The 23,756-nt window shown below is 65.9% G+C and carries 16 protein-coding genes and 1 tRNA gene; 10 read left to right on the forward strand and 7 right to left on the reverse strand.

From position 1 onward, the window contains the following. Nucleotides 1–45: 45 nt before the first annotated feature. The 3 genes from gltB to pyk all read left to right on the forward strand — a co-directional run bounded on the left by gltB (nt 46) and on the right by pyk (nt 7,670). Nucleotides 46–4,659 carry a glutamate synthase large subunit gene (gltB, locus tag ASG86_RS10210; RefSeq protein ID WP_056333426.1) on the forward strand — a complete coding sequence of 1,538 codons (4,614 nt, stop codon included), beginning with the start codon at nt 46–48 and terminating at the stop codon, nt 4,657–4,659. Beyond that, nucleotides 4,652–6,109 carry a glutamate synthase subunit beta gene (locus tag ASG86_RS10215; protein ID WP_056333430.1) on the forward strand — a complete coding sequence of 486 codons (1,458 nt, stop codon included), beginning with the start codon at nt 4,652–4,654 and terminating at the stop codon, nt 6,107–6,109. Before gltB ends, ASG86_RS10215 begins: the two co-directional genes overlap by 8 nt. 64 nt (nt 6,110–6,173) lie before the next feature. Then, nucleotides 6,174–7,670 (forward strand): pyruvate kinase, encoded by a 1,497-nt coding sequence (pyk, locus tag ASG86_RS10220; RefSeq protein ID WP_056333433.1) that lies wholly within the window; start codon nt 6,174–6,176, stop codon nt 7,668–7,670. A 70-nt stretch (nt 7,671–7,740) separates the two neighbouring features. Here the strand turns inward: pyk and ASG86_RS10225 are convergent, their stop codons facing one another. Then, nucleotides 7,741–8,346, reverse strand: a complete 606-nt coding sequence (locus ASG86_RS10225; protein ID WP_009358190.1) for an ANTAR domain-containing response regulator — start codon at nt 8,344–8,346, stop codon at nt 7,741–7,743. Nucleotides 8,347–8,547: 201 nt separating this feature from the next. Here ASG86_RS10225 and ASG86_RS10230 point away from each other — a divergent pair. Continuing rightward, nucleotides 8,548–8,629: transfer RNA gene (locus ASG86_RS10230), tRNA-Leu, on the forward strand. A gap of 454 nt (nt 8,630–9,083) precedes the next feature. Here ASG86_RS10230 and ASG86_RS20995 read toward each other — a convergent pair. Beyond that, nucleotides 9,084–11,492, reverse strand: a complete 2,409-nt coding sequence (locus ASG86_RS20995; RefSeq protein ID WP_082566748.1) for an alpha/beta fold hydrolase — start codon at nt 11,490–11,492, stop codon at nt 9,084–9,086. Nucleotides 11,493–11,561: 69 nt separating this feature from the next. On the opposite strand from ASG86_RS20995, the gene ASG86_RS10240 reads away from it, so the two are divergent. The 3 genes from ASG86_RS10240 (at nt 11,562) to ASG86_RS10250 (ending at nt 14,309) form a co-directional block, all read left to right on the forward strand. Further along, complete coding sequence (locus ASG86_RS10240) at nt 11,562–12,194, forward strand: TetR/AcrR family transcriptional regulator (RefSeq protein ID WP_056333436.1); 633 nt, start codon at nt 11,562–11,564, stop codon at nt 12,192–12,194. Nucleotides 12,195–12,218: 24 nt separating this feature from the next. Beyond that, nucleotides 12,219–13,073, forward strand: coding sequence for a 3-hydroxyacyl-CoA dehydrogenase (locus ASG86_RS10245; protein WP_056333439.1), 855 nt, complete (start codon nt 12,219–12,221; stop codon nt 13,071–13,073). 183 nt (nt 13,074–13,256) lie between these two features. After that, nucleotides 13,257–14,309, forward strand: a complete 1,053-nt coding sequence (locus ASG86_RS10250) for an isocitrate/isopropylmalate family dehydrogenase (protein WP_082566749.1) — start codon at nt 13,257–13,259, stop codon at nt 14,307–14,309. Nucleotides 14,310–14,343: 34 nt separating this feature from the next. Here the strand turns inward: ASG86_RS10250 and ASG86_RS10255 are convergent, their stop codons facing one another. From ASG86_RS10255 to ASG86_RS10275, 5 genes are all read right to left on the reverse strand, one after another. Continuing rightward, complete coding sequence (locus ASG86_RS10255) at nt 14,344–15,540, reverse strand: MFS transporter (protein ID WP_162253498.1); 1,197 nt, start codon at nt 15,538–15,540, stop codon at nt 14,344–14,346. An 11-nt stretch (nt 15,541–15,551) separates the two neighbouring features. Further along, nucleotides 15,552–17,549 carry an aconitate hydratase gene (locus ASG86_RS10260; RefSeq protein WP_082566751.1) on the reverse strand — a complete coding sequence of 666 codons (1,998 nt, stop codon included), beginning with the start codon at nt 17,547–17,549 and terminating at the stop codon, nt 15,552–15,554. A 75-nt stretch (nt 17,550–17,624) separates the two neighbouring features. Next, nucleotides 17,625–18,701 (reverse strand): ABC transporter substrate-binding protein, encoded by a 1,077-nt coding sequence (locus ASG86_RS10265; RefSeq protein ID WP_082566752.1) that lies wholly within the window; start codon nt 18,699–18,701, stop codon nt 17,625–17,627. Between the two features lie 33 nt (nt 18,702–18,734). Continuing rightward, the gene (locus tag ASG86_RS10270) at nt 18,735–19,598 is read right to left on the reverse strand and encodes an ABC transporter permease (RefSeq protein WP_200946240.1); all 864 of its coding nucleotides are present in this window, start codon (nt 19,596–19,598) and stop codon (nt 18,735–18,737) included. Beyond that, nucleotides 19,595–20,440: an ABC transporter ATP-binding protein gene (locus ASG86_RS10275; protein WP_056333448.1), complete on the reverse strand. Its 846-nt coding sequence runs from the start codon at nt 20,438–20,440 to the stop codon at nt 19,595–19,597. The genes ASG86_RS10270 and ASG86_RS10275 overlap by 4 nt, the downstream gene beginning before the upstream one ends. Nucleotides 20,441–20,581: 141 nt before the next feature. Here ASG86_RS10275 and ASG86_RS10280 point away from each other — a divergent pair, with 141 nt between their 5' ends. The 3 genes from ASG86_RS10280 to ASG86_RS10290 all read left to right on the forward strand — a co-directional run bounded on the left by ASG86_RS10280 (nt 20,582) and on the right by ASG86_RS10290 (nt 23,732). Further along, the gene (locus tag ASG86_RS10280) at nt 20,582–21,373 is read left to right on the forward strand and encodes an IclR family transcriptional regulator (RefSeq protein WP_056333450.1); all 792 of its coding nucleotides are present in this window, start codon (nt 20,582–20,584) and stop codon (nt 21,371–21,373) included. Between the two features lie 122 nt (nt 21,374–21,495). After that, nucleotides 21,496–22,815 (forward strand): CaiB/BaiF CoA transferase family protein, encoded by a 1,320-nt coding sequence (locus ASG86_RS10285; protein WP_082566753.1) that lies wholly within the window; start codon nt 21,496–21,498, stop codon nt 22,813–22,815. Next, nucleotides 22,815–23,732, forward strand: coding sequence for a hydroxymethylglutaryl-CoA lyase (locus tag ASG86_RS10290; protein WP_056333452.1), 918 nt, complete (start codon nt 22,815–22,817; stop codon nt 23,730–23,732). Before ASG86_RS10285 ends, ASG86_RS10290 begins: the two co-directional genes overlap by 1 nt. Nucleotides 23,733–23,756: the final 24 nt, after the last annotated feature.

The raw sequence follows: 23,756 nt of genomic DNA on the forward strand, positions 1-23,756 counted from the left end.
ACGGTGTCCCTTCCATACGCACGATCAGGAGGAAGGACGTCTCCCATGACCCAAACTCTTAACACTCCCAGCTGGTCCGAACCGGACCAGCCTGAGACTGCAATGTCGCCGTTCAAGCGCTTCGCAGCCATGCCGGAGGCCGCCGGGCTCTACAACCCGGAACAGGAGAAGGACGCCTGCGGACTCGCGATTATCGCAACCCTGCGCGGCGAACCCGGGTACGACATTGTCGACGCCGCCCTGACCGCCCTGCGCAACCTGGAGCACCGCGGTGCCGTGGGTGCCGACGAGGGTACGGGCGACGGCGCGGGCCTGCTCATGCAGATCCCGGACGAGTTCTTCCGTGCAGTCACCGAGTTCGAGCTGCCCGCTCCCGGCCAGTACGTTGCCGGTACAGCCTTCCTGCCTGCCGAGCAGCGCGAAGCCGACGCCGCCAAGGCAGGTATTGAGGGCCTGGCCGCCGATGAGGGCCTGACGGTCCTCGGCTGGCGTGAGGTGCCGGTGGTCGCCGACCTCGTGGGCGCCATGGCCCGCGCCTGCATGCCTTACTTCTCCCAGCCCTTCCTGGCATCCGCCACGGGCGAGGAACTGGACCGCAACGAGCTCGACTCCCGCGCCTGGCGTATCCGCAAGCGCGCGCAGAACAAGTTCGGCGTGTACTTCCCCTCGCTGTCCTCCCGCACCATCGTCTACAAGGGCATGCTCACCACTGCCCAGCTGGAGCCGTTCTACCCGGACCTCTCGGACAAGCGGTTCAAGACCAAGCTCGCGATCGTCCACTCGCGCTTCTCCACCAACACCTTCCCGTCCTGGCCGCTCGCTCAGCCGTTCCGGACCATCGCCCACAACGGTGAAATCAACACCGTCAAGGGCAACCGGAACTGGATGCGGGCCCGCCAGTCCCAGCTGGCCAACCCGCTGCTGGGCGACTCCCCGGAAGAGCTGTACCCCATCTGCACCCCGGGTGCCTCGGACTCCGCGTCCTTCGATGAGGTAGCGGAGCTGCTGTGGCTCTCCGGCCGCCCCATCACCCACTCGATCATGATGATGATCCCGGAGGCCTGGGAAAACCACGCCACCATGGATCCGGCCCGCCGCGCCTTCTACGAGTACCACTCCCTGCTGATGGAACCGTGGGACGGCCCCGCCGCCGTCTCCTTCACCGACGGCAACCTTGTGGGCGCCACCCTGGACCGCAACGGCCTGCGCCCCGGCCGCTTCTGGATCACCGAGGACGGCCTGATCGTCTTCGCCTCCGAGGTGGGCGTGATCGACGTCGAACCCTCCAAGGTGGTCAAGAAGGGCCGCGTGTCCCCGGGCAAGATGTTCCTGGTGGACACCGAAGCCGGCCGCATCATCGACGACGAAGAGGTCAAGGCCGAAGTCGCCGCCGCCAACCCGTGGGCGGAATGGGTCAAGGACAACCTGATCGACCTCAACGAACTGCCGGAGCGCGAGCACGTGGTGCACACCGCCGCGTCGGTGAACATCCGCCAGCGCACCTTCGGCTACACCACCGAGGAACTGAAGATCCTGCTGGGCCCCATGGCCCGCACCGGCGCCGAGCCGCTGGGCGCCATGGGCTCGGACACCCCGGTGGCCGTGCTGTCCAAGCGCCCCCGGCTGCTGTTCGACTACTTCGTGCAGTCCTTCGCGCAGGTCACCAACCCGCCGCTGGACGCCATCCGTGAAGAACTGGTCACGTCGCTGACCTGTGCCATCGGCCCCAACGGCAACCTGCTGGACACCAAGCAGGTCCGCCAGCCCCAGGTCCAGCTGCCCTTCCCGGTGATCAACAACGACCAGCTCGCCAAGATCGCCAACATCGAGGACGCCGACGGCAACCGCGTGGCCATGAAGGTCCGCGGCCTGTACCGCCCCGAAGGCGGCGAAAACGCGCTCCGTGCCCGGCTCACCGAAATCTGCGAGCAGGTTTCCGGCGCCATCAACCGTGGCGTGCAGTACATCGTGCTGTCCGACCGCGACTCCAACGCCCAGTGGGCGCCCATCCCGTCGCTGCTGCTGGTCAGTGCCGTGCACCACCACCTGCTGCGCAGCGCCAACCGCACCAAGACTGCCCTGGTGGTCGAGGCCGGCGACGTCCGCGAGACCCACCATGTGGCCGTCCTTATCGGCTACGGCGCGTCCGCCGTCAACCCGTACCTGGCCATGGAATCCGTGGAGCAGCTGATCGCTGCCGGCGACGTCACCGGTGTCACCCCGCAGGACGGCGTCTACAACCTGATCAAGGGCCTGGGCAAGGGCGTCCTGAAGATCATGTCCAAAATGGGCATCTCCACGGTTGCGTCCTACACGGGTGCGCAGACCTTCGAGGCACTGGGCCTGGGCCAGGACCTGGTGGACGAATTCTTCGCAGGCACGCATTCGCAGCTGGGCGGCGTGGGCCTGGACGTGATCGCGGCCGAGGTTTCGGCCCGGCACCAGATGGCCTACCCCGAGGGCGGCATCGAGCAGCCGCACCGCCCCCTGCTGGGCGGCGGCGAGTACCAGTGGCGCCGCGACGGCGAACCCCACCTGTTCAACCCGGAGACCGTCTTCCGGCTGCAGCACGCCACGAGGGAACGCCGCTACGACATCTTCAAGGCCTACACCCGGGGCGTGGACGACCAGTCCACCAACCTGATGACACTCCGCGGCCTGCTCAAGTTCAAGAACGACCGTCCGTCTGTTCCCCTTGAGGAAGTGGAGCCCGTCTCCAGCATCGTCAAGCGGTTCTCCACCGGGGCGATGAGCTACGGCTCCATCTCGCAGGAGGCGCACGAGACGCTGGCCATTGCCATGAACCAGCTGGGCGGCAAGTCCAACACCGGTGAAGGCGGCGAGGACGTGGACCGCCTCCTCGATCCCAAGCGCCGCTCCGCGGTCAAGCAGATCGCATCCGGCCGTTTCGGCGTCACCAGCCTCTACCTGACCAACGCCGACGACATCCAGATCAAGATGGCCCAGGGCGCCAAGCCCGGCGAAGGCGGCCAGCTGATGGCGCAGAAGGTCTACCCGTGGGTGGCCCGGACGCGGCACTCGACCCCCGGCGTTGGACTCATCTCCCCGCCCCCGCACCACGACATCTACTCGATCGAGGACCTGGCGCAGCTCATCTACGATGCCAAGCGCGCCAACCCCTCGGCGAGGGTCCACGTGAAGCTTGTCTCGGAAGTCGGGATCGGCACCGTGGCGTCCGGCGTGACCAAGGCCAAGGCCGACGTCGTACTGGTCTCCGGGCATGACGGCGGCACCGGCGCCTCGCCGCTGAACTCGCTCAAGCACGCCGGTGTCCCGTGGGAGCTCGGCCTGGCCGAGACCCAGCAGACGCTGATGCTCAACGGCCTGCGCGACCGCGTGGTGGTGCAGGTGGACGGCCAGCTCAAGACCGGCCGCGACGTGGTGATCGCCGCGCTGCTGGGCGGCGAAGAGTTTGGCTTCGCCACCGCACCGCTGGTGGTGGAAGGCTGCATCATGATGCGCGTCTGCCACCTGGACACCTGCCCCGTGGGCGTGGCCACGCAGAACCCGGAACTGCGGGCCCGCTTCAGCGGCAAGCCTGAGTTCGTGGTCAACTTCTTCGAGTTCCTCGCCGAGGAAGTCCGCGAGATCCTGGCCGAGCTTGGCTTCCGCAGCCTCGAGGAGGCCATCGGCCACGCCGAGGTCCTGGATACCCGCGAAGCGATCAACCACTGGAAGGCCGACGGCCTGGACCTGGACCCGATCCTGCACGGCCTGGAGTTCGACGACGACGCGCCGCTGCGCAACATGACCGGCCAGAACCACGAGCTGGACAAGCACTTCGACCAGCGCCTGATCACCATGGCCACCGAAGCGCTCACGGACCGCAGCCCGGTGAAGATCGCGGTGGACGTCATCAACACGGACCGTTCCGTGGGCACCATGCTGGGCCACGTGGTCACCAAGACCTTTGGCACCGACGTGCTGGCCACCGACACGATCGACATCACGCTGAACGGCACCGCCGGGCAGTCCCTGGGCGCCTTCCTGCCCGCCGGCATCACCCTGCGGCTCTACGGCGACTCAAACGACTACGTGGGCAAGGGCCTTTCGGGCGGCCGGATCATCGTCCGCCCGGACCGGACCAACGTCTTCAAGGCGGAGACCAACGTCATCGCCGGCAACGTCATCGGGTACGGCGCCACCAGCGGCGAGCTGTTCCTGCGCGGCCAGGTGGGCGAACGCTTCCTGGTCCGCAACTCCGGTGCCACCGCCGTCGTCGAGGGCATTGGCGACCATGGCTGCGAGTACATGACCGGCGGCCAGACGCTGATCATCGGGCGCACCGGCCGCAACTTCGGCGCCGGCATGTCCGGCGGCACCGCCTACGTCCTGGACCTGGACACTGCCAAGGTCAACAAGGACGCCCTGCAGTCCGGTGAACTCCAGCTTCGTGAGCTGGACGCCGAGGACCGCGACATTGTGCACGGCCTGCTGGTCAAGCACGTTGAAGAAACTGACTCCCAGCTGGCGGCGCGCCTCCTCGAGAACTTCGATGACACCGCTGCCCGCATCACCAAGGTGCTGCCGCGGGACTACGCGGCCGTGCTGCAAACCCGCCTCGACGCCATTGAAGAGGGCCTGGACCCCGACGGCGAAGAAGTGTGGTCTCGAATCCTGGAGGTAACCGGTGGCTGATCCACGCGGATTTCTGAAAGTACGCCAGCGTGAAACCCAGCCACGCCGCCCCGTTCCCGTCCGCATCATGGACTGGAAAGAGGTTTATGAGGCGCAGGAAAAGGGCACGCTGAAGGCGCAGGCCGGCCGCTGCATGGACTGCGGCGTCCCGTTCTGCCACCAGGGCTGCCCGCTGGGCAACCTCATTCCCGAGTGGAACGACCTCATGTGGCGGGACAAGGGGGAGGAAGCCATCGAGCGGCTGCACGCCACGAACAACTTCCCCGAGTTCACCGGCCGGCTCTGCCCGGCACCCTGCGAGGCGTCCTGCGTGCTGGGCATCAACCAGCCCGCCGTCACCATCAAGCAGGTGGAAGTCTCGATCATCGACGAGGCGTGGGACAACGGCTGGGTCAGCCCGCTGCCGCCCGCACGCCTGACCGGCAAGACCGTTGCCGTCGTCGGTTCCGGGCCTGCCGGCCTGGCCGTCGCCCAGCAGCTCACCCGCGTGGGCCACACCGTTGCCGTTTACGAACGGGACGACAGGATCGGCGGCCTGCTGCGCTACGGCATCCCCGACTTCAAGATGGAAAAGGAGCAGGTGGACCGCCGCGTCGAGCAGATGAAGGCCGAAGGCACCCGCTTTCGGACCGGCGTCTCCGTGGGAACCGACGTCACCTGGGAGCAGCTGCGCAGGCGCTACGACGCCGTCGTGGTCTGCACGGGTGCCACCGTTCCCCGGGACCTGCCCATCCCCGGCCGCGACCTGGACGGCGTCCACTTCGCCATGGACTACCTGGTGCCGGCCAACCGCGCGGTTGCCGGGGAAACCATCGAGAACCAGATCAACGCCCACGGCAAGCATGTGGTGATCCTGGGCGGCGGCGATACCGGTGCCGACTGCCTGGGCACCGCGCACCGCCACGGCGCCGCCTCGGTCACCACCTTGGCCATCGGCAAGCAGCCGCCGTCGGAGCGTGCCGGCCACCAGCCGTGGCCCACGTTCCCCACCCTCTTTGAGATGGCCAGCGCACACGAGGAAGGCGGCGAACGCACCTACCTCGCCTCCACCGTCGAGTTCGTTGGCGAGAACGGAAAGCTCACCGGCGTCAAAGTGGCCGAGACCGAATTCGTCGACGGCAAGCGCCTCCCCAAGGCCGGCACCGAGCGGATCATCCCGGCCGACCTGGTGTTCCTGTCCCTCGGCTTTACCGGCGCTGAACCTGCCGGCATCACCGAGCAGGTGCACGCCGAGTTCGACGGCCGCGGGAACGTTGCCCGCGACGGCTACTACATGACCAACACCGAAGGTGTGTTCGTTGCCGGTGACGCCGGCCGCGGGCAGTCCCTGATCGTGTGGGCCATCGCCGAAGGCCGTGCCGCCGCTGCCGCCGTGGACAAGTACCTGATGGGAAGCACCATCCTTCCCGCTCCCGTAGCGCCGACGGACCGGGCCATCGCCGTCCTCTAGGGGTGCACCGAGGGTTCACCTCGCCGACAACTTAACCAATGCAAGAGACCAATAGGGTAGGTATATGAGACGCGCAAAAATTGTGGCTACGTTTGGCCCGGCAATTGCCAGCTACGAGAACACCCTGGCTGTGCTGGAGGCCGGCGTTGACGTCGCCCGCATGAACATGAGCCACGGCGACTACACCGTGCATGACAACACCTATGAGAACGTCCGCAAGGCAGCAGCCGACCTTGGCAAGGCCGTCGCCATCATGGCCGACCTGCAGGGTCCCAAGATCCGCCTGGGCCGCTTCGTGGACGGCCCGCACGCGCTGGCCGTGGGTGACATCTTCACCATCACCACCGAGGACGTTCCCGGTACCCAGGAAATCTGCTCCACCACCCTGAAGAGCCTCACCGAGGACGTCAAGGTGGGCGACGCCCTGTTGATCGACGACGGCAAGGTGGCGCTGCGCGCCGTCGAGGTCGACGACGTCAAGGTGGTGGCTGAGGTGACCGTCGGCGGCATGGTGTCCAACAACAAGGGCATCAACCTTCCCGGCGTGGCCGTCAACGTTCCAGCGCTGAGCGAAAAAGACGAGGATGACCTCCGCTGGGCCATGCGCCGCGGCGTTGACCTGGTGGCACTGTCCTTCGTCCGCGACGCCTCCGACATCGCCCGCGTGCACGAGATCATGGACGAGGAAGGCCGCCGCGTGCCGGTCATCGCCAAGATCGAAAAGCCGCAGGCCGTTGAGCAGCTGCCCGAGATCATCGACGCGTTCGACGCCATCATGGTGGCCCGTGGCGACCTTGGTGTGGAGCTCCCGCTGGAGGAAGTGCCGATCGTCCAGAAGCGCGCCATTGAACTGGCCCGCCGCTGGGCCAAGCCGGTCATCGTGGCCACCCAGGTCCTCGAGTCCATGATCGATAACCCGCGTCCCACCCGTGCAGAGGCCTCCGACTGCGCCAACGCCGTCCTGGACGGTGCGGACGCGGTCATGCTGTCCGGCGAGACCAGCGTGGGCAAGTACCCGATCGAGACGGTCAAGACCATGGCCCGGATCATCGAATCCACCGAGGTCCACGGCCTGGAGCGCGTCCCCCCGCTGGGCACGAAGCCCAAGACCCGTGGCGGCGCCATCACCCGTGCCGCCGTCGAAATCGCCGACCAGCTGGACGCCAAGTACATCTGTGCGTTCACCCAGTCCGGTGACTCCGCGCGCCGCCTTTCCCGCCTGCGTCCCATCAAGCCGGTCTTCGCCTTCACTCCCGTGGAGCAGGTCTGGAACCAGATGGCTCTGACGTGGGGCATCCAGCCGGTGCTGGTGCAGATGGTGGACCACACCGACGCCATGACCGCACAGGTGGACCGCAGCCTGGAGGAAATGGGCCTGGTGCAGGACGGTGACCTGGTGGTCATCGCCGCCGGCTCGCCTCCCGGAAAGGCCGGTTCCACCAACTCGCTGAAGGTGCACAAGGTGGGCGACCTCGCCGACTCCACCCGCGCCGGCGAGATTGGCAGCAACCGCGAGAAGCTCGGCCCCTGGCCGGAAAAGAAGAAGAAGGCCCAGGACTAGCCTTCAGGATAACAAAGGGAGGATCCCCACCGCTTGGTGGGGATCCTCCCTTTGTTCGTTGCGCTGCGGCTTAGTTGACCTGGTTGATGATGGTTTCGGCAACCTCGCGCATGCTGAGGCGGCGGTCCATGGAGGTCTTCTGGATCCAGCGGAAGGCTTCCGGCTCCGTCAGGCCCATCTTGGTGGTCAGCAGGCTCTTGGCACGTTCGACGAGCTTGCGGGTGGCGAACTGTTCCTGAAGGTCGGACACCTCGCTCTCGAGGGCCTTGATTTCCTCGTGGCGGGAGAGCGCGATCTCCAGTGCGGGAATGAGGTCCGCGGGGGTGAACGGCTTCACCACGTACGCCATGGCGCCGGCGTCGCGGGCACGCTCCACCAGTTCCTTCTGGCTGAAGGCGGTCAGCAGCACCACGGGGGCGATGCGGGCCTTGACGATCTTCTCGGCCGCGGAAATGCCGTCCATGACGGGCATCTTGACGTCCATGAGCACCAGGTCCGGCTTGAGTTCCTCGGCGAGCTGGACGGCCTTCTCACCGTTGTCCGCCTCACCCACCACGTCATAGCCTTCGCCGCGCAGGATCTCGATGATGTCGAGGCGGATGAGGGTTTCATCCTCTGCCACAATGACGCGGCGCGCCGGCTGGGACGTGGGCTTGGACTCCGTCTGTTCAGTCACGGGATCTCCTTGAAAAGGTACGGCGGGACATCACTATCTTAGGTGCCACCGCTGCTGTACTTGGCTTGCAGGGTTCGTTTGCGGCGACGGCGGCGCGATTCTGGAATTCAGCCTATCTGCATGTAGAGTAATTCCGCGTACGTGAAGCGATCGCGTTGCTCACAGTCAGCTGTGGGCGTACTCCGGCTTCATGTATTCCGCGCCCGAGTGGCGGAATTGGCAGACGCGCCGCACTCAAAATGCGGTATCGAAAGGTGTGTGGGTTCGAGTCCCACCTCGGGCACAGAAGATCCCCTCGTCAGAGGGGTTTTTGCTTTAACCTGTTGACAAAGGGTGCGCTGAGGCGTCTCTGACGCTAGGTGTGCGGGCTGTGGCCTGGCTGCCGCGGAGCCTATTCAGGTGTGTGGGGTGGCGGGCTCAAGTCCCTGGCTGGTGGCCCTTCCGCCTGCTGTGGTGCAGTTAAATGCTTCCTCGTTTTGGTTCTGTCGGGTGGGCCGGTATTGGCCTACACCTATTCATGGGCCGGGGAAGCGGGGACGACATGACTGTTCCGGACCTGCTCTAGGCGCTGCCGCATGCCGGCCTGGAGGACCGCTGGAGAGGATGGCCTGCGTCTTTTGTCCTATCAAAGAGGGTGTGTACAGTGTCCACACCTATACAGACCGGGCTGGACCTTTTGGAGCGGTGCCGGCGCCGGACGTGGCGCCCGAAGTCCTTGCCGACGTCGAGAAGCGCCCTTAGATGCTTGCCGCCTGACGGTCTGCGGAGACCTTCGTGAGGAAGTCCTCGACAACGGCCGCGAACTCGTCAGGCCGTTCGATCTGCGGCATGTGCCCGGTCTTGGCGAAGACGTGCGACTCGGCGCGGGGCAGCGCCGCGGCGGCCGCTTCAAGGTGGCTGAACGGCAGGATGTGGTCGTGGTCGCCCCACACCACCAGCGCCGGAACCTCGGACTTGGCGAGCGCCCCGATCAGAGCGGTGCGCCACTCGGGCCGGACGCCGGAGATCGTTCCCAGGTCGCGGGCGACGTCGAGCAGCGTCCGGCGGTGCGCCTCCCGCTGCGACAGGGTGAGCGCGTGGCCGATGCGGTCGTCCGTGACCAGCGTTTTGTCGTAGAAGAGCGACTGGACGGTCCGCCGTGATGCTTTCTCGTCGGGCCGCAGGAGCAGGGCCGCGAGCGGGCGGACCGCAAGGAGGCGAAGGACCAGTGCCACTTCCTTGCCGAATCCGGCGCTGTTGGCCAGCACGAGCGCGGAGACGCGGTCCGGATGGTCGGCGGCCAGCTTCATGGCCATGGCACCGCCGAGCGAGTTGCCCATCACAGGCAGCGGCCCGGAAACCCCGACGGCGTCCAGGAACGCCGGCAGGATCCCGGCCAGCTTCGCGAGCGTCGTCGTGCCGGGGAGCCGTTCGGAGTACGCGAAGCCGGGCAGGTCTACGCTGTAGACCGTGTGGCGGTCCGAGAGCCGCTCGTGCTGTTCGTTCCAGTCCTCGAGGCTCTGGCCGATGCCGTGCAGCAGCAGGACCGGATCCCCGCTGCCGGTCTTCCGGTAGCGCAGGCGTGTCCCCGCGACGGTGACATGGCCCATTCCCGGCAGCGCGAGGGGATCCCGGGCCGGGGCCGCGGGCGGCCGGACTGTTTCCCGCACCGGCTGTCCGCGCCGGCCGAACCGGACGTGGTCGGTCAGCCTGCCGGCCCGGAGCAGGGCGAAGTCGCGGAAGTAGTTCTGGTGCAGCCGCCACGGCGAGCCTGCGCCCTGCCGGGGCAACTGGTCGGCGCCGCGGAAAATGTAGCCGGCCTTCAGGTCGATCAGCGAGGACAGCGTGCCGTTGGCGACGTCGGCGGGTGCCACGGGTACCACCCATTGGAGGTTCCGGCGGTCGAGCCGCTTGATCAGCCTGCAGATGTAGCCGGCGACCAGATCCGCCTTCAGGGTCCAGGACGCGTTGGTGTAGCCGATGGTGAGGGAGAAATTCGGGACCCCCTCCAGCATCATGCCCTTGTAGGTGAGGGTTCTGCCGACGTCCACGGGCTGGCCGTCGACGGAGAGCTTCATACCGCCGATCACCAGCAGGTTCAGTCCCGTGGCCGTGACAATGACGTCGGCGGGCAACGCTGTGCCGGAGGCCAGGTCGATCCCGTCCGGGGTGATCCGGGAGATCGTGTCGGTCACGATCTCGGCAGTGCCTACACTGATGGCCCGGAACAGGTCCCCGTTGGGGATCGCGCAGACCCGCTGGTCCCACGGCTGGTACGACGGGGCCAGGTGCGTGTCCACCGGGAAGCCCGCCGGCAGTTTGGCTACTGCCGACTTGCGCAGGATCGCCTTCATCGTCTCGGGCCGCCGTCGGCTGAGCTGGTAGGTGAACATGGAGAAGAGAATGTTCTTGGTGCGTACGACGTCGTACGCCAGTTGCGCGGGCAGCTTGCCCCTGAGGCGGTCGGCCAGGTGGTCCCGCGCGGGCACGGGGGCGATGTAGGTGGGGGAGCGCTGCAGCATCGTCACCTTGGCCGCCGACGTTGCCATGGACGGCACCAGGGTCACGGCCGTGGCACCGCTGCCGATGACCACCACCTGCTTTCCCTCATAGTCGAGGTCGGCCGGCCAGTGCTGCGGGTGGACGATCGTTCCGGTAAAGGTGTCGGCCCCGTCGATGGCGGGAGTGAAGCCCTCGTCATAGCGGTAGTAGCCGGAACAGACGGACAGGAACGAGCAGGTGAAGGTGGCCGGGTCGGGGGAGGAGGCGGTGTCGCCGGACCGGAACTCGCCGCCGGAGGTGTGGACCGCCGTCACGGTCCACAGCGCGGTTTCGCTTGACCATGCGGCGGAAATGACCCGGGTGTTCAGCCGGATCCGCGGCGCCAGACCCTCGTCGGCGACCGTTGCCTCGATGTACTCGCGGATGGACTCGCCATCCGCGATCGCCTTGGCGCCGGCCCAGGGCCGGAAGGAGTAGCCGAGCGTGTACATGTCGCTGTCGGACCGGATCCCGGGGTACCGGAACAGGTCCCAGGTCCCCCCGACGGCGTTCCGCGACTCCAGTACGGTGAAGGTTTTTGCGGGGACCTCGCGCTTCAGCCGGCTGGCGAAACCCACGCCGCTCAGCCCGGCGCCGACAATCAACACATCTACGTGCTCACTCATGCCGCCAAGTTATCGACTTAGTGTTGAGATAGTCAACACCGTGTTGAGAACCGGGGCTAGGATGGGCGCATGGCTCAAAGAGGAAGACGCAGCGCGAGGGTCTCGGGCGATGAGCGGCAGGACGCAATCCTGGTCACAGCGGAGGCCCTCCTGGCCGGCCGTGCCTTTGACGACGTCTCCATCGAGGATCTGGCCCGGGGTGCCGGCATTTCGCGCCCCACGTTCTACTTCTACTTCCCCTCGAAGGATGCCGTGCTGCTGGCCCTGCTGGACCGGGTTATCACCGAGGTCGAGCACCGGGTGGGGCACCTGCCGCGCGATTTCGAGAGCGACCCCGCGGGTGCGTGGACCCGTTCCATCGGAATGTTCGTTGAGGTGTTTGTCTCGCACCGTGCTGTGTCGACCGCCGCCATCGGGGCGCGCGCCCGCAATGACGAGGTGCGCGGGCTGTGGTCCAGATCGATGCAGTCCTGGGTCGACTTCTCAAGCGACGTCATCCGTGCCGAGCAGGCCCGCGGGGCTGCGCCGGCGGGCATCGGCGCGCACGACCTCGCGGTGAGCCTGAACCTGATGAACGAACGGGTCATTACTGCTGCCCTCAACCGGGAGAGTCCCGCCATCGCGGAGACCGCCGCCCTGGACGTCCTGTCAACCATCTGGATCCGCAGTATTTATGGGTCCGACAACCCCGGCGGCCGCTAAGGCCCGCGCCGAAAGGAAACCATAATGCCCTCCATTAAGACGCTCACCGTGCTCGGCACCGGAGTGCTCGGCTCCCAGATCGCCTTCCAGGCCGCATTCCACGGTTTCGCGGTCACCGCGTACGACGTCGACGAGGACGCGCTTGCCAAGGCGCGGGACCGTTTCACCCGCCTCGCCGGCATCTATCGGACACAGGTAGCCGGCGCCTCCGAGGGCAAGACCGAAGCAGCCCTGGCAAACCTCCGCCTCACTGCAGACCTCGGGGACGCCGTCGTCGACGCGGACCTCGTGATCGAAGCCGTTCCCGAACTGCTGGAACTCAAACGCGATGTCTACCGCAAGCTCGCGGAGCTGGCGCCGGCCAAGGCCATCTTCGCGACCAACTCGTCCACCCTGCTGCCCAGTGACCTGAAAGACTTCACCGGACGCCCGGACCGCTTCCTCGCGCTCCATTACGCCAACAACATCTGGGCGCAGAACATCTCCGAGGTCATGGGCACCGCGGAGACGGACCCGGCGGTGTACGCCGCTGTCGTCGACTTTGCCCGGAACAGCGGACTGGAACCGATCGAGATCAAGAAGGAGAAGGCCGGCTACGTCCTGAACTCGCTGCTGGTTCCGCTGCTGAACGCGGCCGCCGGACTGCTGCTGCAGGGCGTCGCCGACCCGCACACCATTGACAAGACCTGGCGCATCGCCACGGGGGCCCCGAGCGGACCGTTCCAGATCTACGACGTCGTCGGTCTCACCACGGCGTACAACATCGCCTCGGCCTCGCCGGATGCCGGTTCCCAGGTGTTCGCCCAGTACCTGAAGGAGCACTACATCGACCAGGGCAAGCTGGGCGTCGCCTCGGGGGAGGGCTTCTACAAGTACTGAGCCGGGACGCTCATGGTGCTGCTGCCTGTGGATCAACGGTTACCGGCATGGCTTCACCACGGATGAGGGCTTCGACCTCGTCGTCGGAGTCGCCGCGGGCACTGTCGACTTGCTGGACTCTGCCGCCGAGATTTCCTGACCGTCCGCATATGATCGTCGAATACCACGAGAGATTGGATGCGCATGGGCCGCAGTTATGTCATCGATGCGATTCCCGGCGACGGCATTGGCGTGGATGTCACCGACGTCGCGATGCAGTGCGTTGACGCCGTCGCCGGAATCTACGACTTCGGCGTCCAGTGGCGGGTCCGGGACTGGAACAGCGACCTTTACCGCAAGGCGGGCCGCATGATGCCCGTCGACGGCATCGAGCAGCTGGGCAGCGGCGACGGCATCTACCTGGGAGCCGTCGGGACACCCGATGTGCCCGACGACGTCACCCTCTGGGGGCTCCTCATCCCCATCCGCCGGGAGTTCGACCAGTACATCAACCTCCGGCCCATGCGCTTGCTGCCCGGCGTGGTCGGTGCCATGCCCGGCATCGAGGACCTGGACATCGTGGTGGTGCGGGAGAACGTCGAAGGGGAGTACTCCCAGATCGGCGGAAGGTTCGGCACCGGAACCGACGGCGAGTTCGCGGTCCAGGAGAGCGTCTTCACCAGGAGCGGTATCGCCAGGGCCGCGCGCTATGCCGCCAATGTTGCCACCGGCCGCGACGGAAGGCTGGTCTCCGCAACAAAGTCCAACGGCATCATCCACACCATGCCGTTCTGGGATGAAGTGGTGGCGGAGACGGTCAAGGCATTCCCCGGCGTCGTCGTCGAAAAGGTGCTCATTGACGCGCTGGCGGCCCGGCTGGTGATGAAGCCGACGAGCATCCGGACCATCGTCGCGTCCAACCTGTTCGGGGACATTCTCTCGGACCTGGTAGCCGGTATTGCCGGGTCCATCGGCATTGCCCCCAGCGCCAACCTCAACCCCGAGCGGCGGCACCCCTCGATGTTCGAACCCGTGCACGGCTCTGCTCCGGATATTGCGGGCAAGGGTATCGCCAACCCGGTCGGCGCCCTGTGGGCCGCGGCAATGATGCTGGACCATCTCGGTGAGACGGAGGCCGCCCGGTCCCTGACCCTTGCCTTCGAGGGCGCACTCGCGGACGGTACTGCGACGCCGGACCTGAAGGGCACCGCGACCACAACTGAGTTTGCCGCCGCAGTGCTGTCGCGCCTGTCCTAGGCAACTAGTCCTCGGCGACCAGCCCGGGCGGCAGCTAACTGTCGCGCAAACGCTTCTCCAGACGGAACGCCACCAGCGAGGCCGCCGCCCCGGCTGCTGCCACCACCGCTGCAAGCGTCCACCCAACGGCCGGACTGAACCGGGAGAAAACGATCCCAAACAGCAGCGGCCCCAGGGTTCCGCCGATGTAGGTTCCGCTCTGGGTGATGCCTGTGGCCTGGATGGTGAACCGATGCGCCGTGCGTGAGACCACGTAATGGGCCAGGCCGTTCCACCCCCAGCCCAGGCCGAACGCAACCACGGCTCCGGCTGCATAGGCGATGGGGAAACCGGACGCCATGCCCAGCAGCCCCAGGCTCCCGGCCCCCATCATCAGGGCAACTGTGGCCATCGAGCCCCCGATCCCGCGGTCCGCGGCAATACCCACCAGCGGGCGGGCCAGGATCCCGGCCACACTGGCAGCGCCCAGCAGCAGGCCCGCGCCGGCGGCAGAAAACCCCGCCTGCACAGCCATCGCGACAGTGAAAGCACCTACCACATTGGCCTGCCCGGCTCCCAGGGCGCTGGCCACGGCGGTGGCAAAAAGGAAGTGTTTCAGCCTCCTGGGGAGCGGCTCCCCGGCAGCCTTACCTGAGCGCCGATGGAGGGGAGCGGTGCGCGGGAGGGTGCTAAGGAGCGCCGGAATCAGGGCGGCCGCCAGCAGTGCAGCTACGGCAAAGGTCCAGTTCCACCCCACGGTGAGGGCGAATACCGGAACGGACAGGCCCGCGGTGAGTGTCGCCGTCGGAATGGCCGCCTGCTTGAGGCCAAACGAGAAGGCGCGGTTGCGGACCGCCACCTGGTCCATGATCAGGCCGTTGGAGAGCGGGTGGATCAGGGCGTTCGCGGCACCGGCGAAACTGAGCCACACGATCAGCCACGCCCAGTGCGGGGTGACAAAGGCGATGCCGGCCAGTGCAACAAAGCCCAGCCCGACGGCGAGCGGAACCCCGCGGCGGAGCCCCAGTCCGCTCGCCACATACCCGGCCGGGGCGGACAGCAGTGCTGAGACAGCCCAGAAGGCGGCCACCGCCACGCCGAGTGCTGACGGCGTCATGCCCAGGTCCTGCTCGAGCTGGACAGCCAGCCCGCCCACCAGGAAGACCGGCAGCACGGCCACCACCGTTGTCAGCGCCGCGATGGCGGTGGCCCGCTGTCCGGGCCGGCGCGGCAGTGTTCGGACGGGTCCCACGGCGGCCGGCCTCACCGTGCGGATCGGCTCTGTGAAACGCCTGCAGCGTCGTCCTGAACGACGGCGTCGCCCACCAACATGGAGCGCCCGCCGCTCCGCACCTGCGCCAGCAGGCCGCCGGCAGTGAGGACGGCGCGTTCGGCCGGGGAGAAGTCGAGCCCGAGTGTCAGCTCAAAGTCCCCGTCCACGCGGGCGGTGATGGAGCGGTGCCCCTTGGTCAGGGCGTCGGCAAGCCCCTCAATGACCCACCGCTGCCCGGTTGAGCTTTGCGCGTCGGCGGGGAGGATCAGGGGCACGATTCCGGCCGCGATGAGGTTGCGGCGGTGGATCCGGGCGTAGCTGCGGGCAGCCACCACCCGGATCCCCAGGTACAGCGGGATCAGGGCGGCGTGCTCCCGTGACGAACCCTGCCCGTAGTTTTCCCCGCCCACAATGATCCCGCCGCCCCATTCGAGGGCACGATCGTGAAAACCGGGGTCCAGGCGGCGGAACATGAAGCGCGCACAGACAGCGATGTTGGACCAGACGGACATGGCGATGGCGCCGTCTGGAGCCATGTCACCGGTGGAGATGTCATCCCCGACGGCGATCAGCACCCTCGCGTCCAGGTCAGCCGGCAACGCGGTTGGCTGTGGCGGCGGGACGAGGTTGCTGCCCCGCTCGATCTCGATGGTGCGGCGGGTCTCGAGGGGCAGGACGCCGGCGATGTGCAGGTCGTGGACTTCCGGATGCGGGGGAGTGGCAGGGCGGAGCTCACCGCGGCTGACGGTGGAGGCGTCCACGATGGCGCCTTCCAGTGCGCTGGCAGCAGCGGTCGACGGCGAACACAGGTACACGGAGTCCTCCGCGGTACCGCTGCGGCCCGGGAAGTTGCGGTTGAACGTGCGTAACGACGGCGCACCCTCCGTGGGTGCCTGCCCGATGCCCACGCAGGGGCCGCATACCGGCTCGAGCATCCGCGCCCCTGCCTCCATGAGGTCCTCATAGACACCGGAGGCGATGATCGTCTGCAGGATCTGCCGTGATCCCGGCGTCACCGTGAGCTGGACGGACGGATGGACGGTGTGTCCCTTGAGGATGGCAGCCACGGTGGCCAGGTCCTCGTAGGAACTGTTCACGGAGGAACCGACGCAGACCTGGACCACCTCGGTGCGCGGCAGTTCGGACACGGGACGGACGTTGCCCGGCGAGTGCGGCAGCGCCACAAGCGGAACGATGCTTGAGAGATCAAGCTGCTCGTCGTCGTCGTACGTGGCGCCGGCGTCGGCCGCCAGCGGGACAAACTGGTCCTCGCGGCGCTGGGCCCGCAGCCACGCGCGGGTCTGGTCATCGGAGGGAAAGATGGCGGTGGCGGCACCTGTTTCGATGATCATGTTGCAGATAGTGGCGCGCGCCGGGACTGACAGGGACGCCACGCCCTCGCCGTAGAACTCGAAGACCTTCCCGCGGCCGCCCCGCACGCCGTGGCGGCGCAGCAGCTCCAGCACCACGTCCTTCGCTTCTGCGTTGGGCCCGGGTGTGCCGGTCAATTCCACACCCACGACGGCGGGGCACACAAAGTCGAACCCGTAGCCGGCCATCGCCACGGCCACCTCCAGCCCGCCGGCACCGAGGGCGAACATGCCCAGGGCGCCCGCCGTGGAGGTGTGGGAATCCGCGCCCACCAGGACCTGGCCCGGCCGGGAGAAGTGCTCCAGGTGGATGTAATGGGAGATGCCGTGCCCGGCAGGGGAGTAGCGCAGCCCGTAGCGGGCGGAGAAGGTCCGGAGGTAGTGGTGGTCCTGCATATTCTTGTCATCGATCTGCAGAACATTGTGATCGACATACATGACTGCCAGCGGCACCGCGATGGAATCCACGCCGAGCATTTCGAACTGCATGGCGGTCATGGTTCCGGTAGCGTCCTCAATGAGGATTTGGTCGACGGCGATGGTGGCATCGGAGCCGGGGGTCGGTTCGCCGGAAGTGAGATGGCTGGCGAGGAGCTTCTGGGTCAGGTTCTGGGCCACGGGAATCCTTGGACGCTGGGGGCTGCAGACAACTGCGGCCCGCCGAAGGAGATCGGCGGGCCGCAGGGAGGTGCATTATTTTACAAATTCGTTCGTGTAGGTGTCGGCCAGCTTGATGTCCTTGTTCCCGACCTCCGGGTTGGCCACCTGCTGTGTCTTCAGGACTGCCTTGACGCCGTCCTCGGTAAAGGATCCGTCCTTGCTGATCGTCTTCTTCAGGTCCTCAATGACCTTGGCGTAAAGGACCTTGTCCCCGCCGGCGAACTTCTCAGGCATTTTCGCGGCAATCTCCTCACCGGAATGGCCGTTGATGAATTCAAGGGTGCGCTTGATCGCCTTGGCGAGCTTGCCTGCGGTTTCCTTGTTCTGGTCCAGCCATTCAGTCTTGGCGTAGAGGGAGGCGGACGGCCATGAGCCGGTGTCGAACACTTCCTTCAGCCCCTCCACGGTCCGGACGTCTTCCAGCACCACCGGATCGTGGCCAAGGCGTTTTGCGAGTACGGAGACGTCAGGTTCGAGCATCACCGCGGCGTCCACCTGGTTCTGCTCTACTGCGGCAACGGCAGAGGACCCGGCGCCGATGGCTGATACGGCGGCATCTGTCTGCTGCATGCCGTTCTTGGCCAGCAGGAACTTAACGAACATGTCCGTGGAGGACCCCGGTGAGGTCACGCCGACGTTCTTGCCCTTGAGGTCCGCAATGGACTTGATCTGGCCCTCATTCTTGGGCGCCACGAGGAGGGCAAGCCCTGACGACTGGCCCATGTCAACGAACGCCTTAATGGGCTGGTTCTTGGCCTGCATCTGGATGGTGTGCTCGTAGTACCCGCTGGTGACATTCGTGCTGCCGCCGATCATTGCAGTGAGCGCTTTTGAGCCGCCCTGCAGGTCCTGGAGCTCGACGTTCAGGCCTTCGTCCTTGTAGTAGCCCAGTTCCTGGGCCAGCGTGGTTGGAAGGTAGGTCAGGAGTGTCTGGCCGCCGACGCCGATGATCACCTTGGTGCCGCCGCCGCCGGCAGCACCTGTCCCGGTCTGGCCGGGAGGTGCAGCCGAAGGGGCGCCGCAGGCGGAGAGGGCCAGGGCAACGGAGGCAAGCAGGGTCAGCGGGCGGAAGGGGCCCCGGCGCCGGTGCCGGGTTTCGTTCTGGGTCATGGGAATTCCCTTTCAGGAGGTGATGGTGATGGGTTACGAGGACCGGACCGGGCGCCACCTGAGGAGGTGCCGTTCGAGGCGGTTGACGAGGAGGTCGATGATCAGAACCACGAACATCAGGATGAACATGCCGGCGAAGACCCCCTTGGTATCGAAAACACCCTGGGCCTGGGCGATGGCATAGCCCACACCGGCGGAAGCTCCGAGGTACTCACCCACTACTGCGCCGGTGATGGCAAAACCTACGCTGATGTGCAGGCTGGAGAAGATCCAGGTCAGGGCGCTCGGAATGAAAACGTGGCGGAGGAGCTGCTTCTCCGACGCGCCCAGCATGCGTGCGTTGTCCACAAGGACCCGGTCCACGCTCTTGACGCCCTCGAGGGTGTTGAAGAAGACAATGAAAAACACCAGCGTGAAACCGAAGGCAACCTTCGACCAGATTCCCAGGCCGAACCACAGCAGGAAGATCGGGGCCAGCACCACGCGGGGAAGTGCGTTGAACATCTGCAGGAACGGGTCCAGGAGCCGTTCCAGGAAACGGACCCTGGCCAGGAGGAAGCCCAGGACCAGGCCGGCCGCCGCACCGGTCAGGAATGCGAGGATCGATTCCTGCAGGGTGATCCACAGGTGCGGGAAGACGAAGCCGCTGGAGACCCAGAGCCACACCGTCATCAGGATGTCGGAGGGGAGGGGGAAGAAGAACGGGTCGATCACGCCAATGCGTCCCAGCATTTCCCATGCGCCGAGGACAATGACGGCGAGGGCCAGCTGTCCCATCCGGATGGAGAAGTTGGAGGCTTCACCCCGCTTGCGCCTGGGTCGCTGGACCGCCGCCTGGCTCCGCTCCTTCCCGAGGGGAAAGCGTTGTGTTTTCTTGGAAACTGGTGCCACGGTCATGCTGCGTCGCTCTCTTCCTCTTCCCGCGCGGATTCGTAGGTCTTGGAAACCTCAACCTTGAGGCGCCCCCAGATTTCCCTGTGGAGCTCCACGAACTTGGGATCGTCCCGGATATCGAGGAGGTCCCGGGGGCGGGGGATGTCGATTTCGTAGCTGCCCACGACCGTGCTGCCCGGTCCGGCCCCCAGGATGACCACCTCGTCGGACAGCGCAATTGCCTCGTCCAGGTCGTGGGTGATGAACACCACGGCCTTGTTCGATTCCTGCCAGAGCTGGAGGAGTTCGTTCTCCATGATTTGCCGGGTCTGTACGTCGAGCGCGGAGAACGGCTCGTCCATTAGCAGGATGTCCGGGTTGACGATCCATGCCTGGGCAACTGCGGTGCGCTTGCGCATGCCACCGGAGAGCTGGTGGGGGTACCGGTCGGCAAAGTTCTTCAATCCCACCTTCTCGAGCCAGCGGCGTGACTCGTCGTAGGCCTCGGCCTTGGAAACACCGGCCATGGTGAGTCCGAGGCTGACGTTGTCGATGACGGACTTCCACGGGAGCAGGGCGTCCTGCTGGAACATATAGGACGCGCCGCGGTTCACCCCGAGGACGGGCTCGCCGAAGCTATGGACAGTGCCCGACGACGGATTCAACAGTCCCGCTGCCATGTTGAGGATGGTGGACTTACCCGATCCCGTGGGCCCAACGATAGAGACGAACCGTCCGGGCTCAACCTTGAGGTCGATGTCCCGGACAGCGAAGTACGATCCACCGCCGGGAGTTGCGAACTCCTTGGTGCACCCGTTGAGTTCAACCGCGTACGTCGAAGATTCAGGCTGTGAGGGTTGCGTCATTGCTATTCTCCCGCTCACCACATTGTGGGTTGATGGTCATATAGTGGACACTACGCTAACAGTAACGTCTGTCACACTACAAGGGGAGCTTGAAGAGCCGCCGGCCCCCGCCCTGAGAACAGAAGGAATCCGGAATCGAGCATGAGCGCAATCGAAAACGCCGCCTCCCCGTTGCTGGTGCTGAAGAAGATCACGTCCATCCTGGATGCCTTCTCGCTGGTGCGGCCTGAAATGAGCCTCGCCGAAATACGGGCTGAGACCGGGCTTCCGCACTCCACGGTGCAGCGCCTGGTCACCAACATGGTGAATGAGGGACTGCTGGACCGGCGTGAGGACCAGTTCCGGATAGGGATACGCATGACCCACTGGGCGGCGCCCGCACGTCAGGGCCTGGACTTCCTGGAACTGCTGACACCCGTGATTCGGCGGTTGCGGGATGAGCTGGGTGAAACCGTGTGCATCTTCAGGGAATCGCAGGGAAGCAGGGTCTGTGTCGCATTGGCCGAGACCCGGCGGGTTCTTCGAAGGGCGGTGGACGTTGGCACCATCATGCCGATTCACGCCGGTTCGGCAGGCCGTGTATTGCTCGCCTGGAACCCCGAACTGGCGGAAAGGGTCTACGGCTCAGGGCTCCGGTCCATCACCGACCAGACCATCACGGATGCAGCCAGCCTTGATGCCGCCGTCGCGAAGACCCGTGCGGACGGTTTTGCCATCACCACCGGGGAGCGGGTTTCCGGCGCCAGCGGGTTGTCGGTTCCGATCTTCGGCCCGCAGGCTGAGCTCTACGGTGCCCTTACCGTCATGGGTCCCACCATGAGGATGCCCTACGACGTGTGTGCTTCCTGGATAGAGCCGGTCATCGCCGCGGCAGCTGAAGGAACCCGGCTGATCGGTGGAAGCCTTCCGTCGGAGGTTGTGCCCATATCGTGATTTTATGTTCACAATATGAAGAGTTCTGTGCATACTGGTTTCTGTACGACGGGGGGCTCACGGAGCTTCACGTGTGTACGGCGCCCACTGGGTCCGCATCAGGAATCAGGAGTTGAGATTTGATGAAGGTTTTCGAAACCGGCACAGCGAGGAGCGGCAAGGACGCCGCGGACGAGGGCGGCCACGGGATCGCTGAAGAAAGGCGATCGGACACTGCAAACCGTCACGAAACCGCGGGCCAGGGTACCGGTCCGCTGTCCGGAGTGCGCGTCCTCGAATTGGGATCACTGATCGCGGGCCCTTTCGCGGGACGGCAGATGGCAGACTTCGGTGCCGAAGTCATCAAGGTGGAATCGCCCAACAGGCCGGACCCCATGCGCGAATGGGGCCGCGCGAGGGTCAATGACCACACCCTGTGGTGGTCGGTGCAGTCCCGCGGCAAGAAGTGCGTCACCTTGGACCTGAAAGCCCCGCGCGGCCGGGAGCTCTTTCTTGAACTCTGCAAGGAAGCGGACGTCATCCTGGAGAACTTCCGGCCGGGCACCATGGAAAAGCTTGGCCTGGGCCCTGAAGAGCTGTGGAAGATCAACCCCGGCCTCATCATCGCCCGGGTCTCCGGCTACGGGCAGACCGGTCCGGAAGCGTCAAAACCGGGGTATGCCTCCGTCGCCGAGGCGCGGAGCGGATTGCGGCACCTGAACGGCTACCCGGATCAGCCGCCACCCCGTACAGGTATCTCCCTGGGGGACAGCCTCGGCTCGCTGTATGCGCTGCAGGGGATCCTGCTGGCGCTGTACTGGCGGGATGCCCGCGGCGGCACCGGCCAAGTGGTGGATGTATCGCTCGTTGAGGCGTGCTTCTCGCTGCTGGAGAGTACGGTGCCGGACTACGCCGCCACCGGTATTGTTCCCGGACCCAGCGGATCGGGACTCAAGGGGATCGCGCCGTCGAACATCTTCCGGTCGAGCGATGGCAAGTGGGTGGTCATAGCGGCAAACCAGGACTCGGTCTTCGTCCGCCTGGCCAGGGCGATGGGCATGCCCGGCATCGCCGAGGACCCGAAATACCGTGATCATGCGCAGCGGGGCCGCAACCAGGAGGAGCTTGAAGGCATCATCGCCGATTGGGCGGTGCACTACTCCGCCGGCGAGCTGGTCAGCCTGCTGGATGAACATGGTGTTCCTAACAGCACGGTGAGCACGGTTGAAGACATTTTCGAGGATCCCCAGCTCAAAGCCCGGGACATGCTCGTGGAAGTGGCTGACGACGAGTTGGGCACCGTGGTCCAGCCGGGAATCGTCCCCAAGCTCACGCGCTCCACCGGCCGGATCGGCTGGAACGGGCCCCTGGTGCATGGATCCCACAATGGTGATGTGTACCAGGGCCTCCTGAACCTCACCGAAGAAGAGTTGCAGAACGCGCGTAACGAAGGAGCAATCTGATGGCGTTTGCCCAGGGAACCAGGCCCGTCTCGATCGTGGACGTCAGCCCGCGCGACGGCCTGCAGAACGAGAAGACTCCCGTGAGTACGGAGGACAAGGTCCGGCTCATCGAAGAGCTGATCGGGTTGGGTGCGAAGCGCATCGAAGCCGTTAGCTTCGTGAATCCCAAAGCGGTTCCCCAGATGGCCGACGCCGACGCCGTGATGGCCGCGGTCCCGCGCACCGACGCCGTTAGCTACATCGGCCTGGTGCTGAACACCAGGGGTGCCCAACGCGCCGTCGACGCCGGGGTGGACGAGATGAACTACGTGCTCCCGGTGACCAACGCGTTCGCCGCAGCCAACCAGAACACCACGGTTGATGCGGCCCTCGCGGCCCTGGAGGAAGTCTCGGACATCGCTGCCTCGGCATCCATTCCCCTCAGCGTCACGGCGGCTGTCGCTTTCGGCTGCCCCTACCAGGGTGACGTTCCCCTCGACCAGACCCTCGACGTCGTCCGCAGTGCCATGGGCCGTGCGAACCTGGCGGAGGTAGCGCTGGCGGATACGATCGGCTGCGCCGTGCCGTGGCAGGTGGGCGAGGCTTTCGCCAGGCTGCGCGGGGAAACCGACCTGCAGTTGAGGGCTCACCTTCACGAGACCCGCCACACTGCGCTGGCCAACACGTATGCGGCGATGGCATCGGGTGTCGATGTGTTCGACAGCAGCGTCGGTGGCCTCGGCGGATGCCCCTTTGCTCCCGGAGCAGCGGGAAACATCTCCACGGAGGACCTTGCATGGATGCTCGGGCGTGCCGGCTTCCTGACGGGCATCGACGTGCAGAAGGCAACGGAACTGGGGCGCTGGATTTGCGGACTGGTCGGTACGAATCCGCGTTCCGGACTGGCAGGGGCAGGAGTGTTCCCCGCGGCCGCCTAAGGCGCCAGTACTTGTCTGAAGCAC

Source organism: Arthrobacter sp. Soil764 (assembly GCF_001428075.1).
Lineage (GTDB): Bacteria > Actinomycetota > Actinomycetes > Actinomycetales > Micrococcaceae > Arthrobacter.